Origin of the sequence: Pseudomonas sp. Q1-7, assembly GCF_028010285.1 — a bacterium.
In the GTDB taxonomy this organism is placed as follows: Bacteria; Pseudomonadota; Gammaproteobacteria; order Pseudomonadales; family Pseudomonadaceae; genus Metapseudomonas.
Genome location: NZ_CP116304.1, coordinates 1,095,263 through 1,111,528 on the forward strand (window position 1 = coordinate 1,095,263; position 16,266 = coordinate 1,111,528).

The window sequence follows — 16,266 nt, forward strand, 5'->3', positions numbered from 1 at the left end:
TTTGCGAGACACTGGGGGCGGTCGTCGATCGAATCGAAAATGAGTGGGAGCGGAGTATGACCGCCAGCGAAGAGAAGTTCACCCGTCAGACCCTGCTGGATGTGCAGACCCTGACGCCCAGCCTGTTCACCCTGCGCACCACCCGCGACGCGGGCTTTCGCTTCCGCGCCGGGCAGTTCGCCCGACTGGGGGTGACCAAGGCCGATGGCAGCACCGTCTGGCGCGCCTACTCCATGGTTTCGGCCCCCCACGACGAGCATCTGGAATTCTTCTCCATCGTGGTGCCGGAGGGCGAATTCACCAGCGAGCTGTCACGCCTCGCGGTCGGCGACACCCTGATGGTGGACAAGCAGGCCTTCGGCTTCCTCACCCTCGACCGCTTCGGCGACGGCCGCGACCTCTGGCTGCTCGCCACCGGCACCGGCCTCGCGCCTTTCCTGTCGATCCTGCAGGACCTGGAGGTCTGGCAGCGCTTCGAGCGCATCATCCTGGTCTACAGCGTGCGCCAGGCCGCCGAACTGGCCTACCAGCCGCTGATCGAGTCGTTGAAGGCGCTCGACTACCTGGAGGGCGCGGCCGACAAGCTGCTGTACATCCCCGTGGTGACCCGCGAAGAGGTGCCGGGCGCGCTGCACGGCCGCATCACCACCCTGATCGAGAACGGCGAGCTGGAACGGGCCGCTGGCCTGGAGCTGACCCCCGAGCATTCCCGCGTGATGCTTTGCGGCAACCCGCAGATGATCGACGACACCCGCGCGGTGCTGAAAAAGCGCGACATGCACCTCAGCCTGACCCGCCGGCCGGGGCAGGTGGCGGTGGAGAACTATTGGTAGGGGGCGGTCCGCTCATGCGTAGGATGGGTAGAGCGGAGCGAAACCCATGCTGTCCGATCGATGGGTTTCGCAGGCTCTACCCATCCTACGCATCCATCTCGACCCGCCGCGCACAACGTCCATCGCACCTACCCGGACAGCTGCACCCCGTGCTGCTGCGCCCGGTGGCGCGTTCCATGCGCCGGGCCACCGGCTCGTCGTCGGCGAAGGGCAGCATGGTGGCTTCGTCGATCTGCCGCTGGCTCTTGCCGCCCAGGCTGGCCTGGATGGCGAGGTAGAAGAAGGCCACCGCTCCCAGACTGAGTAGGGCGAAGGCGCTCTCGCTATCCATGGGCCACCGTCTCCGGCAGCGCTTCGGTGGCGTGGGCATTGCCGACGCGGATCGTGCGCCAGGTGTTGTACGCCATCAGCAGCATGCCGGTGACGAAGAACACGCCGCCGATCAAGCGCACCAGGAAGCCGGGGTGGCTGGCCTCCAGCGCTTCGACGAAGGCGTAGGTGAGGGTGCCGTCTTCGTTCACGGCACGCCACATCAGACCCTGGGTGATGCCGTTGACCCACATGGAGGCGATGTAGAGCACGGTGCCGATGGTGGCCAGCCAGAAGTGCGCGTTGATCAGCGCCACACTGTGCATCTGGGCGCGCCCCCAGAGGCGCGGGATCAGGTGGTAGAGCGAGCCGATGGTGATCATCGCGACCCAGCCAAGAGCGCCGGCATGTACGTGGCCGATGGTCCAGTCGGTGTAGTGGGAGAGGGCGTTGACCGTCTTGATGGCCATCATCGGGCCTTCGAAGGTGCTCATGCCGTAGAAGGCCAGGGACACCACCAGGAAGCGCAGGATCGCGTCGTCGCGCAACTTATGCCAGGCGCCGGAGAGCGTCATCATGCCGTTGATCATGCCGCCCCAGGACGGGGCCAGCAGGATGATCGACATCGCCATGCCAAGGGACTGCGCCCAGTCGGGCAGGGCGGTGTAGTGCAGGTGGTGCGGGCCGGCCCAGATGTACAGGGTAATCAGCGCCCAGAAGTGCACGATGGACAGCCGGTAGGAATACACCGGGCGTCCGGCTTGCTTGGGGATGAAGTAGTACATCATCCCGAGGAAGCCGGTGGTCAGGAAGAAGCCCACGGCGTTGTGGCCGTACCACCACTGCACCATGGCGTCGGTGGCCCCGGAGTAGACCGAGTAGGACTTGAACCAGCTCACCGGGATGGCCAGGTGGTTGACCACGTGGAGCATGGCGGTGACGACGATGAAGGCGCCGAAGAACCAGTTGCCCACATAGATGTGCCTGGTCTTGCGCTTCATGAGCGTGCCGAAGAACACCACGGCATAGGCGATCCAGACGAGGCCCATCCACACCGCGCCGGTGAACTCCACTTCGGCGTATTCCTTGGTGGTGGTCAGGCCCTGGGGCAGCGTCACCAGCAGGATCACCACCAGCGCCTGCCAGCCCCAGAAGGTGAAGGCGACCAGCGGGCCGCCGTACAGGCGTGCCTGGCAAGTGCGTTGCACCGTGTAGTAGCTGGTGGCGAACAGGGCGCTGCCGCCGAAGGCGAAGATCACCAGGTTGGTGTGCAACGGGCGCAGGCGGCCGAAGCTGGTCCAGGGCAGGTCGAGGTTGAGTTCGGGCCAGACGAGCTGGGCGGCGATGAACACCCCCATGCCCATGCCGACGATGCCCCAGACCAGGGTCATCAGGGTGAATTGGCGGACCACCTTGTAGTCGTAGGTCGGTCCCGGAAGTGCAGGGTTCATGGGCGGGCCTTTGGGTTGGAAGCTGAACGGTCGCCACTCTAGGAATCCTGTCGGGAAGGAAACAGACTCAGATCCAAGCGCTTTTTGGTGCTCAGACGCGGGAGTACCGATCAAACCTGCCCTCCACACCCGGCTGGCTGCATCTGATAGGTTTTTTTGCGACGAAACTGAAGCTGTTTCCCATCGTCGCCCCTGTCCATATTGAAGGCCCCCGCCCACCCTGCTGGAGCCTGCGATGTACCACTACGACGACTATGACCGCGCCCTGGTGCAGGAACGCGTGGCGCAATTCCGCGACCAGGTGGCGCGACGCATGAGCGGCGAGCTTTCCGAGGAAGAATTCCTGCCGCTGCGTTTGCAGAACGGCCTGTACCTGCAGAAACACGCCTACATGCTGCGGGTCGCCATTCCCTACGGCACCCTGTCGTCGGCCCAGTTGCGCTGCCTGGCGCGCGTCGCCCGTGAGCATGACCGTGGCTACGGCCACTTCACCACCCGGCAGAACATCCAGTTCAACTGGATCGAGCTGGTCGAGGTGCCGGACATCCTCCAGCAGTTGGCCGACGTGGAGATGCACGCCATCCAGACCTCCGGCAATTGCGTGCGCAACATCACCACCGAAGCCTTCGCCGGGGTGGCGGCCGATGAGGTGCTGGACCCGCGCCCGTTGGCGGAAATCCTTCGCCAGTGGTCCACCATCAACCCGGAATTCCTCTTCCTGCCGCGCAAGTTCAAGATCGCCCTCTGCGCCGCCGAAGAGGACCGCGCCGCCGTGCAGATGCACGACATCGGCCTGTACCTCTACCGCGACGAAACCGGTGAAATGCGCCTGCGGGTGCTGGTGGGCGGCGGCCTGGGGCGCACGCCGATCCTGGGCCAGCAGATTCGCGACGGCCTGCACTGGCGGCATCTGCTGTCCTATGTCGAAGCCATCCTGCGGGTCTACAACCGCCACGGCCGGCGCGACAACAAGTACAAGGCACGGATCAAGATCCTGGTGAAAGCGCTGGGCATCGAGGCTTTCGCCCGCGAGGTGGAAGCCGAATGGCATCACCTCAAGCACGGCCCCGCCGAGCTGACCGAGGACGAGTACCAGCGCGTTGCCGCCAGTTTCGACGTGCCCGCCTACGAACGCCTGGACCAAGCCGACCTGGCCTTTGGCAGCGCCCTGGCGTCTGACCCGGCCTTCGCCCGCTGGTGCGCGCGCAACCTGCAGCCGCACAAGGTGCCCGGCTACGCGGCTGTGGTGCTCTCCACCAAGCCGGGCCCGGAAGCCCCGCCCGGCGACGTGACCGCCGCGCAGATGGACGCGGTGGCCGATTGGGCCGAACGCTTCGGTTTCGGCGAAATCCGCATCGCCCACGAACAGAACCTGGTGCTGCCCGACGTGCGCAAGGCGGACCTGTACCCCCTCTGGCAACTGGCGTGCGAGCAGGGCCTGGCGACGGCCAATATCGGTCTGCTCACCGACATCATCGCCTGCCCCGGCGGCGACTACTGTTCCCTGGCCAATGCCAAGTCCATCCCCATCGCCCAGGCCATCCAGGCGCGCTTCCCCGATCCTGTCGCGCTGCAGGCGCTGGGCGACCTGAGCCTGAACATCTCCGGCTGCATGAACGCCTGCGGCCACCACCACATCGGCAATATCGGCATCCTCGGCGTGGATAAGGGCGGCAGCGAGTGGTACCAGATCACCCTCGGCGGCGCCCAGGGCATGGACAGCGCGCTGGGCAAGGTCATCGGCCCCTCCTTCAGTGCCGAGGAAGTGCCCGACGTGATCGAAAAGGTGGTGGCGACCTTCCGCGACCACCGCGAGGCGGACGAGCCTTTCGTCGACACGCTGCGGCGCATCGGCCTGGAGCCCTTCAAGGAACGGGTCTACGCCAGGGCGGAGGTGCCGGCATGAACAACCTGATCAAGCTGGTGGAGGGCCAGGCACGCCTGGTGGCGGACGCCTGGACCCTGGTGCGGGACGCGGAGGAGGGCTTGCCGGGCGGACCGTTGATCCTGCCGCTGGCCCTCTGGCGCGAACGCGAGGGCCGCGACGGCCTGCTGCTGCAGCCGGACGACGAGGTGGAGCCCCTGGCGTCGCTGTTGTCCGACGCGGTGCCGCTGATCGCGGTGGATTTTCCCAGCTTCCGCGACGGTCGCGGCTACAGCCAGGCCTACCTGCTGCGGGCGCGCCTGGGCTGGCGCGGCGAGCTGAGGGCGGTGGGCGATGTGCTGCGTGACCAGCTCAGCCATATGCGCCAGTGCGGCTTCGATGCCTTCGCCGTGCGCGAAGACAAATCCGCCGAGGATGCGCTCAAGGGACTGCCCGGTGTCAGCGTCCTGTACGGGCGCTCGGTGATCGAGCCGAGGCCGCTGTTCCGCCGTCGCTGAGGGTCGCGCGGCCGTTCGTACAAGATTGGTAAAGATTCCCGGCTTAGTGAGGGATATTTTCTAACCTAGGATGTGCGACTTGTTCTCCCCGACCGGACGCCAATGAACAGCGATTGTTGCAAGCCGCCCCCTGCGCATCAGGGTGCGGCCACCCACCCCTTCGGCGCATTCGCGCGCCACGCCGATCCGCAGCGCCCCGCTGCCAACGCCCAGTGCATGTCGATGCAACGCCCGCAGGCGTCGTTCGCGCCTGCCCGTAACCTTTCCACGAGAGCCTGACCCATATGGAATGGATAGCTGACCCCACGGCCTGGCTGGGCCTGCTGACCCTGATCGTCCTGGAGATCGTCCTGGGCATCGACAACCTGGTGTTTATTGCGATCCTCGCCGACAAGCTGCCGCCCGATCAGCGTGACCGTGCGCGGTTGATCGGCCTGTCGCTGGCGCTGCTGATGCGCCTGGGCCTGCTGGCCAGCATCTCCTGGCTGGTGACCCTCACCGAGCCTCTGTTCGACGTGTTCGGCAAGAGCTTCTCCGGCCGCGACCTGATCATGTTGTTCGGCGGTGTGTTCCTGCTGTTCAAGGCCACCATGGAGCTGCACGAACGCCTGGAAGGCCACGTCCACAGCCCGTCCGGCAGCCGCACCTACGCCCTGTTCTGGCCGGTGGTGGCGCAGATCGTGGTGTTGGACGCCGTGTTCTCCCTGGACGCGGTGATCACCGCCGTCGGCATGGTCGAGCACCTGGAAGTGATGATGATCGCCGTGGTCGTGTCCATCGGCCTGATGATCATCGCCAGCAAGCCGCTGACCGCTTTCGTCAACGCCCACCCGACGGTGATCATGCTGTGCCTGGGCTTCCTGATGATGATCGGCTTCAGCCTGACCGCCGAAGGCCTGGGCTTCCATATCCCGAAGGGCTACCTGTACGCCGCCATCGGCTTCTCCCTGCTGATCGAGGCTGCCAACCAACTGGTGCGCTGGCGCCGCAAGCGCCACCTCCAGGGCGGCCGCGACCTGCGCGAGCGCACCGCCCACGCGGTGCTGCGCCTGCTGGGCGGCCGTGGCGTCGAAGCCGACGAGGTGGGCGAGGAAATCGCCGACCTGCTGGCCGGCGGCGATGCCGGCAAAGTGCCCTTCGACCGTCGCGAGCGAATCATGATCAGCGGCGTGCTGGGCCTGGCCGAGCGTCCCATCCGTACCTTGATGACCCACCGCGGCGAAGTGCACCGCATCGACCTGGCGGAAACGCGCGAGGCCGTTCGTGACGCCCTGCAGCGCTCGCCCCACTCGCGCCTGCTGGTGATCCGCGCCGGCGAGGTCGACGAGCCGCTGGGCTATGTGCACAAGAAGGAATTGCTGCGCGAGTTATTGCAGGGGGCAGAGCCGGATATCGAGCAATTGCTGCGAGTCCCGCCGAACCTGCCGGAAAGCGCTTCGGTGCTGGCCGCCCTGGAGGAAATGCGCAAGGCCTCCACCCACGTGGCTTTCGTGGTCAACGAATTTGGCGGTTTCGAGGGCCTGCTGACCATGACCGATGTCCTCGAATCCATCGCCGGCGAGTTGCCGGACGCCAGCGAAGTGGACGGCCTGGACATCGAGCCCTGGGAGGACGGCTGGAAGGTCAGCGGCGCGGTGAACCTGAGTCTGCTGGGCGAGCGCCTGGGCTTTTCGGCCAAGCCCGGCGAGGACTACCAGACCCTGGCCGGCCTGGCCATGAGCCTGCTGGACCGCCTGCCGGTGACCGGCGACTCCCTGGAAGTCGAGGGCTGGCAGCTGGAGGTGATCGAGGTGAAGGAACGGCGGGTGAACCGGTTGTTCCTCAAGCCCCTTTCACAGGTGGGCTGAACACGGTGGGGGCCGCCTCGCGACCCATAGCGAATGAATTCGCCCCCCGACAAGCGACAACGGCGCCATTGAGGCGCCGTTGTCGTTTCTTTCCGGGTTACTTGCTCTGCTGCGCCTTGAGCAGGTCGCGGATTTCGGTCAGCAGCTCCTGGTCCTTGGTCGGCGCCGGCGGGGTTGCCGGGGCGGCGGCTTCTTCGCGCTTGAGCTGGTTGAGCACCTTGATCCCCATGAAGATCGCGAAGGCGACGATCACGAAATCCAGCACGGTCTGGATGAACTTGCCGTAGCTCAGCACCACCGCCGGGATATCGCCTTCGGCCGCCTTGAGGGTGACTGCCAGGTCGGTGAAGTCCACACCGCCGATGAGCAGGCCGATCGGCGGCATGATCACGTCGCCAACGAAAGACGAGACGATCTTGCCGAAGGCCGCGCCGATGATGATGCCCACAGCCATGTCGACCACGTTGCCCTTGACGGCGAAGGCTTTGAATTCACTGAGCAGGCTCATGTGTTACTCCCTGGGGTTCTGGTTTTAAGGCTGAAGTGTAATTCAGCGGTTCGAGGCCGCCAGTGACGGCGCACCTCCCTGTGCGGGAAGCACATGCTAGGGGCCGGCATGGAGGGTGCCAAGTTCCCCGTCGGATTCCGTCGGGCGGCGCTTTCCGTCGCCGGACCCTGGTCTAGCCTGAGAGGGAGGCTGCAAGAGGAGGGTCGCTGCCATGCCACTAGAACACCACCCGCTCAACCGTGAATTCCCGGAGTTCAAGGACACCATGCGCACATTGCTGCAGAGCAACGCGCACTTTGCCCGGTTGGCGGGGGAATACCAGAATCTGGATTCGCGAATCTACGAGGTCGAGGACGGCAACCAGGCCCTCGACGATAACGCCCTGCACGGCTTGAAGGTCCAGCGGGTTGCCCTGAAGGACGAGATCGCCCGCATGCTCAAGGACGCCAAGGGCTGACATCCGGCCGTGACCGGAGGCGACGGCGGGGGTGGCTGCCGTGGCTGATCCGCTATCATGCGGGCTTTCGTTTTCCGACGGAGTCCGCAGATGGCCAAGGCCAAGCGCATGTACGGCTGCACCGAGTGCGGCGCCACCTTCCCCAAATGGGCCGGCCAGTGCGCCGACTGCGGGGCGTGGAACACCTTGGTGGAAACCGTGCTGGAGGGCGCCGCCGCGACCTCCGGCGGGCGTGGGGGCTGGGCCGGCCAGCAGGCGCAGATCAAGACCCTGGCGGAAGTCAGCGTCGAGGAAATGCCGCGTTTCTCCACCGCTTCCACCGAGCTCGATCGCGTCCTCGGGGGCGGCCTGGTGGACGGCTCCGTGGTGCTGATCGGCGGCGATCCCGGTATCGGCAAGTCCACCATCCTGCTGCAGACCCTGTGCAACATCGCCACGCGCTTCCCCGCACTCTACGTCACGGGTGAGGAGTCCCAGCAGCAGGTGGCCATGCGTGCCCGCCGCCTGGGCCTGCCGGAAGACAAGCTCAAGGTCATGACAGAGACCTGCATCGAGAGCATCATCGCCACCGCGCGGGTCGAGCAGCCCAAGGTGATGGTGATCGACTCGATCCAGACCATCTTCACCGAACAGTTGCAGTCGGCCCCCGGTGGCGTGGCCCAGGTCCGCGAGAGTGCGGCGCTGCTGGTGCGCTTTGCCAAGCAGAGCGGCACGGCGATCTTCCTGGTCGGCCACGTGACCAAGGAAGGCGCCCTGGCGGGCCCCCGCGTGCTGGAGCACATGGTGGACACCGTGCTGTATTTCGAAGGCGAGTCCGACGGCCGCCTGCGTCTGCTGCGGGCGGTGAAGAACCGCTTTGGCGCGGTCAACGAGCTGGGCGTGTTCGGCATGACCGACAAGGGCCTGAAGGAGGTTTCCAACCCGTCGGCGATCTTCCTCACCCGCGCCCAGGAGTCCGTGCCCGGCAGCGTGGTAATGGCCACCTGGGAAGGCTCGCGACCGATGCTGGTGGAGGTGCAGGCGCTGGTGGACACCAGCCACCTGGCCAATCCGCGCCGGGTCACCCTGGGCCTGGACCAGAACCGCCTGGCCATGCTGCTGGCGGTGCTGCACCGCCACGGCGGCATCCCCACCTACGACCAGGATGTGTTCCTCAACGTGGTGGGCGGGGTGAAGGTGCTGGAAACCGCTTCCGACCTGGCGCTGATCGCCGCGATCATTTCCAGCCTGCGAAACCGCCCGCTGGCCCATGACGTGCTGGTGTTCGGCGAGGTGGGCCTGTCCGGCGAAGTGCGTCCGGTCCCCAGCGGCCAGGAGCGCCTCAAGGAGGCCGCCAAGCACGGTTTCAAGCGTGCCATCGTGCCCAAGGGCAACGCGCCCAAGGAGTCACCGCCCGGCTTGAGCGTGATCGCCGTGACGCGTCTGGAGCAGGCGCTGGATGCGTTGTTCGAGTAAGGGAAGGTCTGCTTTCGCGAATGAATCCGCTTCCGGAGGATTGGCTCACGCCATCATTGCCGCACCGACATCGACCTCCCCGCTTGCGGGAGAGGGGGAGGAGAGGGCGACCCCTACTCTTCCCCTAGCGCCGTCAAGTCGCGCTCCAGCAGGGCTTCGCTGCCCAGGTTGAGTTCGACCAGGCGGCGCAAGTGGCTGATGGAGTCCAGGTCGATGTGCCGGCAGACGAAGCCGAGCTGGTCGCCCTGGTCGCGGGTCAGTTCCACCTCCATGCTGACCTGGATATCGGCGCCCAGGTCGATATTCGCGTCGAAGGGCTTCGCCGGATCGCCCGCCCAATCCTCTGGGCGAATCACCAGCAGGCCCTTGAGGGAGATGTCGTGCAACTCCACCATCCAGCTCTTGTCGCCCTGGGTGATGATGGTGGCGGCGTCGAAATTGATGCGGTGGAAGCGCCGACGCTCGCTGGCGGTCTCACTCATGTTCTGGCTCCTGCGGAATTTCAACCACTATAGCCAAGGCCGGAGGGGGATTTCACGTGCCGTCTTGATGGGTTCCCTGGTGCAGTCGGCCCGCAAGGGTGCCTTCACGGGGAGCGGCGAACCCCTGCGCCGACGGGTTTGACAGTTCAGCATCTGTCACCAAAGCTGCTTAGGCGGTTTTTCTATAAATCCATGCGGAGCGCAAAATATGGATAAGCGACTGCTTAGCAAGGGGTTGATCGTGGGGCTGCTAAGCGCGGCCAGCCTGGGGGTCCATGCGGCCCAGGCCGGTGGCGGCGGCTGCGGTTGGGGCAACATGGTTTTCGAAGGGCAGCGCGGCCTGGTCCCGCACCTGTTGGCCACTACCACCAACGGCACGTCCGGTAACGCCACCTTCGGCCTCACCTCGGGCACCAACGGTTGCGATTCCAGTGTGACGCTGGGTTACGGCGGCCGCTCGCTGTTCGCCATGAACGGCATGCTGGACAACATCGCCGAAGACATGGCCCAGGGCCAGGGCGAGGCGCTGGACGCCTATGCCACCCTGCTGGGCATCGAGCAGGCTGACCGCGCCCACTTCGCGCAGGTTACCCAGGCCAACTTCTCCAGTATCTTCTCCTCGCCGGATGTGACCGGGGAGCAGGTGCTTGCCGCGACCCTCGACGTGATGAGCCGCGACCAGCAACTGGCCCGCTACGCCAAGCAGCCGACCTAGAGGTCGTCGCGTACAGGAAAGCCGGGCGGTGCCCGGCTTTTTTCATGCTGCTCGCGGAACCCTCCAAGCGTGCTCCCATGCCGGGTCGGCGAACGAGCGCGCGTCACGACACGCCTGAACCCGTTTGGCTTATCCCTTCGCGCGCCCAAGAAAAAACCCGGCATTCGCCGGGTTTCTTCGTTGCGCGTCTGTCGCTTACTTGCCGTATACCGGCAGCTTGGCGCAGGTGGCCTTGACCTGCTCGCGAACGCGGTCGATCACGGACTCGTCACCCATGTTCTCCAGGATGTCGCAGATCCAGGTGGCCAGTTCGCGGCACTCGACTTCCTTGAAGCCGCGGGTGGTCACGGCCGGGGTGCCGATGCGCAGGCCCGAGGTGACGAAGGGCGAGCGCGGGTCGTTGGGCACGGAGTTCTTGTTCACGGTGATGAAGGCGCGGCCGAGGGCGGCGTCGGCATCCTTACCGGTGATGTCCTGCTTGATCAGGCTGAGCAGGAACAGGTGGTTCTGGGTGCCGCCGGAAACCACGTCGAAGCCACGGTCGATGAACACCTGGGCCATGGCCTGGGCGTTCTTCACCACTTGCTGCTGGTAGGCCTTGAACTCGGGCTGCAGGGCTTCCTTGAAGCACACGGCCTTGGCGGCGATCACGTGCTCCAGCGGGCCGCCCTGGGCGCCGGGGAACACGGCGGAGTTCAGCTTCTTCTCGATTTCCTCGTTCTTGCGCGCGAGGATCAGGCCGCCGCGCGGGCCGCGCAGGGTCTTGTGGGTGGTGGTGGTGACCACGTCGGCGAAGGGCAGCGGGTTCGGGTACACGCCGGCGGCGACCAGGCCAGCCACGTGGGCCATGTCGACGAACAGGTAGGCGCCTACCTTGTCGGCGATGGCGCGGAAGCGGGCGAAGTCCAGGACCTGGGAGTAGGCGGAGAAGCCGGCGACGATCATCTTCGGCTTGTGCTCGACGGCCAGGCGCTCGACTTCGTCGTAGTCGATCAGGCCGTTGGCATCGATGCCGTACTGCACGGCGTTGTACAGCTTGCCGGAGGAGGAAACGCTGGCGCCGTGGGTCAGGTGGCCGCCATGGGCCAGGCTCATGCCGAGGATGGTGTCGCCGGCGCTCAGCAGGGCCAGGTAGACGGCGCTGTTGGCCTGGGAGCCGGAGTGCGGCTGGACGTTGGCGTAGTCGGCGCCGAACAGTTCCTTGGCGCGGTCGATGGCCAGTTGCTCGACGATGTCGACGTACTCGCAACCGCCGTAGTAGCGCTTGCCCGGGTAGCCTTCGGCATACTTGTTGGTCAGCACGGAGCCCTGGGCTTCCATCACCGCCGGGCTGGTGTAGTTCTCGGAGGCGATGAGCTCGATGTGCTCTTCCTGGCGCTGGGCTTCCTGCTCCATCGCGGCGAAGAGTTCGGCATCGTAGCGGGCGAGGGTCAAATCACGGCTGAACATGGCGGTCCTCATCAGGATCGGTCTGTGGAAAGCTGCGCATTCTACCTGATAGGTCGTTGGCTGGCATATGAAGGTCGGTCATGTGACAGACAAGTGGCCTTCATTCACGGCGGGCGCGACTCAGCTGAGAATGAAGTGGGCGCTGCTGCCGAACATGCGCTCGAACTGGGCCGCCGGCACCGGGTGGCCGAACAGGTAGCCCTGGACTTCGTCGCAGCCGTGTTCGCGGAGGAAGCCCAGCTGCGCATGGGTCTCCACGCCTTCGGCGATCACCGCCAGGTTCAGACTGTGGGCCATGGCGATGATGGCGCGGGCGATCTGCGCGTCGCGTTCGCCGTCGGGCAGGCCGTCGACGAAACTGCGGTCGATCTTCAGCACGTCGATGGGGAACTGTTTGAGGTAGTTGAGCGAGGAGTAGCCGGTGCCGAAATCGTCCACCGCGATGCACAGGCCGAGGCGCTTGAGGTTTTCCAGGATGGCCATCGCCTCTCCTACGTCGCGCATCAGGATGCTTTCGGTCAGCTCCAGCTCCAGGCAGGCCGGCGGCAGGCCGCTGTCTTCGATGATGGCGGCGATGCGCTCGGCCAACTGGCCATCGGCGAACTGGCGGGCGGAGATGTTCACCGAGATTTTCGGCAGGCGCATCTTCGCCTGGTGCCAGGCCTTGAGCTGGCGGCAGGCCTCGCTCAGCACCCAGTCGCCCACCTGCACCACCAGGCCGAGTTCTTCCAGCACCGGAACGAACTCGCCCGGCGGCACCAGGCCGCGTTTCGGATGGCGCCAGCGTAGCAAGGCCTCGACACCGGTCAGGCGCTTGCCGTCGCCGGAGAACTGCGGTTGGTAATAGAGCAGGAACTCGCCCTGTTCCAGCGCGTGGCGCAGGTCGCTTTCCAGCTCCAGGCGCTCCAGGGCGCGAGCGTTCATGTCCGTCTGGTAGAACTGGAAGTTGTTCTTGCCGCGTTCCTTGGCGTGGTACATGGCGGTGTCGGCGTTCTTCATCAGTTGGCTCAGCTCGCGGCCGTCCTGGGGCGAGAGGGCGATGCCGATACTGGCGGTGACGAAGAACTCCCGCCCTTCCAGGACGAAGGGGCGGGCCAGGCTGTCGAGTATCTGTTCGGCGACGTGGATGGCGCGGTTCAGCGCCCCTTCGCGGGTTTCGCACGGCTGCAGCAGCAGGGTGAATTCGTCGCCACCCATGCGCGCCACGGTGTCGTCCTGGTCGACGCAGGCGGCGAGGCGCACGGCCACGTCCTTGAGCATGCGGTCCCCGGCGGCATGGCCGAGGGAGTCGTTGATCGGCTTGAAACGGTCGAGGTCGAGGAACATCAGCACCACCCATTCCTGGTGCCGTTCCGCGTACTGCAGGGCGGAGTGCAGGCGGTCCTGGAAGAGGGTGCGGTTGGGCAGGTGGGTCAGGCCGTCGTAGTAGGCCAGGCGGTGGATGCGTTGCTCGCTGGCCTTGCGTTCGCTGATGTCGCTGAAGAAGCAGACGTAGCTGACCAGGTCGTCGTCTTCATCGTGCACGGCGGTGATGCCGACCCAGGCCGGGTAGTGGTCGCCCACGCGACGCTTGAGCCAGATCTCGCCCTCCCAGCTGCCGCGCTGGTTGAGCTGGCCGAGGATGTAGTTGAGCTGGTTGGCTTGCTGGCGGTCGGCGGTGAGCATCGACGGCAACTGGTCCAGCACCTCCCGTGCGGCATAGCCGGTGATGCGGCAGAAGGCTTCGTTGACCTGGACGATATAACCCGCCGGGTCGGTGACCAGGATGGCCGAGGTGGAGTGTTCGAACACCGTGGCCGCCATGCGCATGTCTTTCTCGGCGCGGCGCTGTTGGCTGATGTCGCGGCCGACGCCGAGCATGCCCTCGAAGCGCCCGTACTCGTCCCACATCAGCATGGTGCGCAGTTCCACCGGTATCTTCTGCCCGTCGGCGCGCATGCAGTCGAAGAGGAACAGCCGTGACGGCAGTTGGTTGCGCAGCTCGGCCAGGCGTTGCGGGTTGCCCAGGGCGTTGCGGATCTGTTCCAGCTGCTCGAACAGTTCCAGCATCTGCCGCGTATCGGCGGCCAGTCCGTGGAAGCCGTTGGCGAGGGTCCAGTCGGCGCTGTAGCCGAGCACCGGCAGTACCGAGGGGCTGACGTAGTTCAGTTGCAGCTCGCTGTCGGTGGTGAAGATCACATCGCTGATGCTTTCGGCCAGCATGCGGTAGCGGCGTCCGCTCTCGCGCATGGACTCGGTGGCCTCGATCTGTTCGGTGATGTCCTTGGCGACACCGATCAGGCGGCTGACGCGCCCGTGCTCGTCGCGGGCCAGCGCCTGTTCGCGGATGTCGAACCAGTGCCAACTGCCGTCCTTGTGCCGCCAGCGCAGTTGGCATTGCAGCAGCAGGCCGTCGCCCACCACCTGTTGCAGGCTGCGAATGCGCCAGTACTGCTCGGTGTCGTCCGGGTGCAGTACCTCCTCCCAGAAACGCTCGCCCATCCGCATGATGTCGGCGCGACTGTAGCCCAACTGCGGGCCGAGGCGGTTGTTGGTGAGCATCACCCGCTTGTTGATGATGTCGTGCACATAGAGGGTGTCGGGCAGCGCCAGCACCACGTCGGACCAGAAGCGTTCACGCTCGATCAGCGAGAGTTCCACCTCCTTGCGGCTGGTGATGTCGTTGATGCTGAGGGTCACCGCTTCCAGGTCCTGGACCATATCCGGCAGGTGCAGCACCAGCCAGATGTGCCGGCTCTGGCCCTGGGCAGTGACGATCTGGCTTTCCATCTCCAGGTGCTTGCTGCCGCCCAGCAGGGCCGCCATCACCTGGAAGCGGATGCCGCCATCGCGCAACGGGTGGTTGCCGACCAAGTGGTGCCAGGCCTGCTCGCTGCTGCCGACGCCCAGCAGTTGCATGGCTTCCTGGTTGACCTCGGTGATGCGCAGCAGGCGCAGCAGATCGCCATGGTGCTGCGGGTTGTCGCGGATCCAGGCAGCCAGGCCGGCACGCTCACGTATGCCGTTCAGGAGCAGATACCGACGCAGGTCGGCGAGGTCGAGCACGCACAGGGCGATACCGCCGCCCTCGAAGATGTCCTGGTAGCGCCGACGGGTCTCCTGCAGTACGCGCAGGGCGCGCTGTTCCTCGGTGACATCACGCAGCACCCAGACGTAGCCGAGCAACTGGGCACCTTCGTTGAGGTCGCTGCGGGTCACCGCCAGCAGGCGTAGTTCGCCGTCGCACTGGAACTGCACGAGGTCCGAGCCCAGTTCGTGGTCGAGGCTGGGGGCGTTGAGCAGCAGCGGGTCCAGGCCCGGCAGCAGGGCCAGCAGGTGGTGATCCTGGGCGGCCTCGCCGCTGATGCCGAACATCGCTTCGGCCTGGGGGTTGAGGTAGCTCAGGCGGCCGTCCACCTGGGTCACCAGCACGCGCTCCTCGATCACGCCGAGGGCGCTGGCGGCCTGGCGCAGGGAGCGCCGTGAGGCATCGCTGAGCTCGCGCAGGCTGCGTTGCTCGCGTTGCAGGTAGTAAAGGGCGATCAGTGCCAGACTGGCACTGATGAGGAACAGCAGCAGCTTGCTGAGCAGTTCCGGCAGCAGGCTGGCGCGCACCTGGCGCTCGTCGTGCAGGGCGCGGAGCTGCCAGTCGCTGTGGCCGAGAGGGGAGACGAGGATGGTCTGCGCTTCCTGCTCGGCGGTCACCGGCATGACGATGGGGCTGGTGCGACGGACGCGGCCGCCCTGGGCCAGCACACGCTGGAGATAGTGATCTTCCAGCAGCCAGCGGTAGTCGCGGTCCTCGTGCTTGAGCAGCCAGGTGCGGATGGCTTCGGCGTCCAGGCGCAAGGCCCAGTAGCCGCTGGGCTCGGGCAGCGGCGACTGGCGCAGCACCAGGTAGACCTCACCGCGGCCCTGGGGGCTGAAGGCGTAGCGATAGATCTCGCCTTCGCTGCGTTGCACCAGGCTGGCGAGGAACATGGCATCGTCGTCGCCGGAACGGGTGTCGGCCAGTACCCCGCCGTTGGGATTGAGCCAGGCGAGGCTGGTGATGGCGGGCAGCAGGGGGCGCAGCAGGTCCATGTCCGCCAGCCGCTCGTCCTCGCTCCCGGGGCTCGGCGACTGCCGGCGGAGCAGGGTGAGCACGGCCTCGGCCTTCATTTCCATGACCAGTTCGAGGTGGCTGGCCAGCTCGCGGGTCAGGGTGTAGTTGCGCTCGCGTGCGGTGTCCTGCAACTGGCGGTATTCCTGGTGCAGCTGCCACAGGAGCAGGGCCAGCATCAGCAGCACCAGGCCCATCAGCAGGCCCTTCACCGAACGGCGCGTGGGGATGTCGGACAGGGGGTGTCCTGACTCGCTCGGGGAGGGCGTGAGTGGGCTGGCTGGCACGAATGGCGTT

Annotated in this window: 13 protein-coding genes; 7 read left to right on the top strand and 6 right to left on the bottom strand. The window is 65.9% G+C overall.

Annotation, left to right across the window (positions count from 1 at the left end):
- Positions 1–56 precede the first annotated feature (56 nt).
- Entirely contained in the window at positions 57–833 is a 777-nt protein-coding gene (locus PJW05_RS05070; RefSeq protein ID WP_271410650.1) for a ferredoxin--NADP reductase, read from the top strand.
- An 85-nt stretch (positions 834–918) separates the two neighbouring features.
- Here the strand turns inward: PJW05_RS05070 and PJW05_RS05075 are convergent, their stop codons facing one another.
- Both PJW05_RS05075 and ccoN read right to left on the bottom strand, forming a co-directional pair.
- The gene (locus tag PJW05_RS05075; RefSeq protein ID WP_271410651.1) at positions 919–1,164 is read right to left on the bottom strand and encodes a cbb3-type cytochrome c oxidase subunit 3; all 246 of its coding nucleotides are present in this window, start codon (positions 1,162–1,164) and stop codon (positions 919–921) included.
- Positions 1,157–2,593: a cytochrome-c oxidase, cbb3-type subunit I gene (gene ccoN, locus PJW05_RS05080; protein WP_271410652.1), complete on the bottom strand. Its 1,437-nt coding sequence runs from the start codon at positions 2,591–2,593 to the stop codon at positions 1,157–1,159. Before ccoN ends, PJW05_RS05075 begins: the two co-directional genes overlap by 8 nt.
- Positions 2,594–2,828: 235 nt before the next feature.
- On the opposite strand from ccoN, the gene PJW05_RS05085 reads away from it, so the two are divergent.
- The 3 genes from PJW05_RS05085 (at position 2,829) to PJW05_RS05095 (ending at position 6,822) form a co-directional block, all read left to right on the top strand.
- Positions 2,829–4,499: a nitrite/sulfite reductase gene (locus PJW05_RS05085; protein ID WP_271410653.1), complete on the top strand. Its 1,671-nt coding sequence runs from the start codon at positions 2,829–2,831 to the stop codon at positions 4,497–4,499.
- Positions 4,496–4,975 (top strand): DUF934 domain-containing protein, encoded by a 480-nt coding sequence (locus PJW05_RS05090; RefSeq protein WP_271410654.1) that lies wholly within the window; start codon positions 4,496–4,498, stop codon positions 4,973–4,975. The genes PJW05_RS05085 and PJW05_RS05090 overlap by 4 nt, the downstream gene beginning before the upstream one ends.
- 284 nt (positions 4,976–5,259) lie before the next feature.
- Positions 5,260–6,822 (top strand): TerC family protein, encoded by a 1,563-nt coding sequence (locus PJW05_RS05095; protein WP_271410655.1) that lies wholly within the window; start codon positions 5,260–5,262, stop codon positions 6,820–6,822.
- A gap of 97 nt (positions 6,823–6,919) precedes the next feature.
- Here the strand turns inward: PJW05_RS05095 and mscL are convergent, their stop codons facing one another.
- Positions 6,920–7,330 (bottom strand): large-conductance mechanosensitive channel protein MscL, encoded by a 411-nt coding sequence (gene mscL / locus PJW05_RS05100; protein WP_271410656.1) that lies wholly within the window; start codon positions 7,328–7,330, stop codon positions 6,920–6,922.
- Positions 7,331–7,541: 211 nt separating this feature from the next.
- On the opposite strand from mscL, the gene PJW05_RS05105 reads away from it, so the two are divergent.
- Positions 7,542–7,787, top strand: coding sequence for a YdcH family protein (locus PJW05_RS05105; protein ID WP_271410657.1), 246 nt, complete (start codon positions 7,542–7,544; stop codon positions 7,785–7,787).
- Positions 7,788–7,877: 90 nt separating this feature from the next.
- The gene (gene radA / locus PJW05_RS05110; RefSeq protein ID WP_271410658.1) at positions 7,878–9,242 is read left to right on the top strand and encodes a DNA repair protein RadA; all 1,365 of its coding nucleotides are present in this window, start codon (positions 7,878–7,880) and stop codon (positions 9,240–9,242) included.
- A gap of 113 nt (positions 9,243–9,355) precedes the next feature.
- On the opposite strand, the gene PJW05_RS05115 is transcribed toward radA, so the two are convergent.
- The gene (locus tag PJW05_RS05115; protein ID WP_271410659.1) at positions 9,356–9,724 is read right to left on the bottom strand and encodes a PilZ domain-containing protein; all 369 of its coding nucleotides are present in this window, start codon (positions 9,722–9,724) and stop codon (positions 9,356–9,358) included.
- Between the two features lie 208 nt (positions 9,725–9,932).
- Between PJW05_RS05115 and PJW05_RS05120 the strand changes: the two genes are divergently transcribed.
- Complete coding sequence (locus tag PJW05_RS05120; RefSeq protein WP_271410660.1) at positions 9,933–10,439, top strand: DUF3015 domain-containing protein; 507 nt, start codon at positions 9,933–9,935, stop codon at positions 10,437–10,439.
- A gap of 195 nt (positions 10,440–10,634) precedes the next feature.
- Here the strand turns inward: PJW05_RS05120 and glyA are convergent, their stop codons facing one another.
- Positions 10,635–11,888 (bottom strand): serine hydroxymethyltransferase, encoded by a 1,254-nt coding sequence (glyA, locus tag PJW05_RS05125; protein ID WP_271410661.1) that lies wholly within the window; start codon positions 11,886–11,888, stop codon positions 10,635–10,637.
- Between the two features lie 120 nt (positions 11,889–12,008).
- The gene (locus PJW05_RS05130) at positions 12,009–16,256 is read right to left on the bottom strand and encodes a sensor domain-containing protein (RefSeq protein ID WP_442969207.1); all 4,248 of its coding nucleotides are present in this window, start codon (positions 16,254–16,256) and stop codon (positions 12,009–12,011) included.
- Positions 16,257–16,266 lie beyond the last annotated feature (10 nt).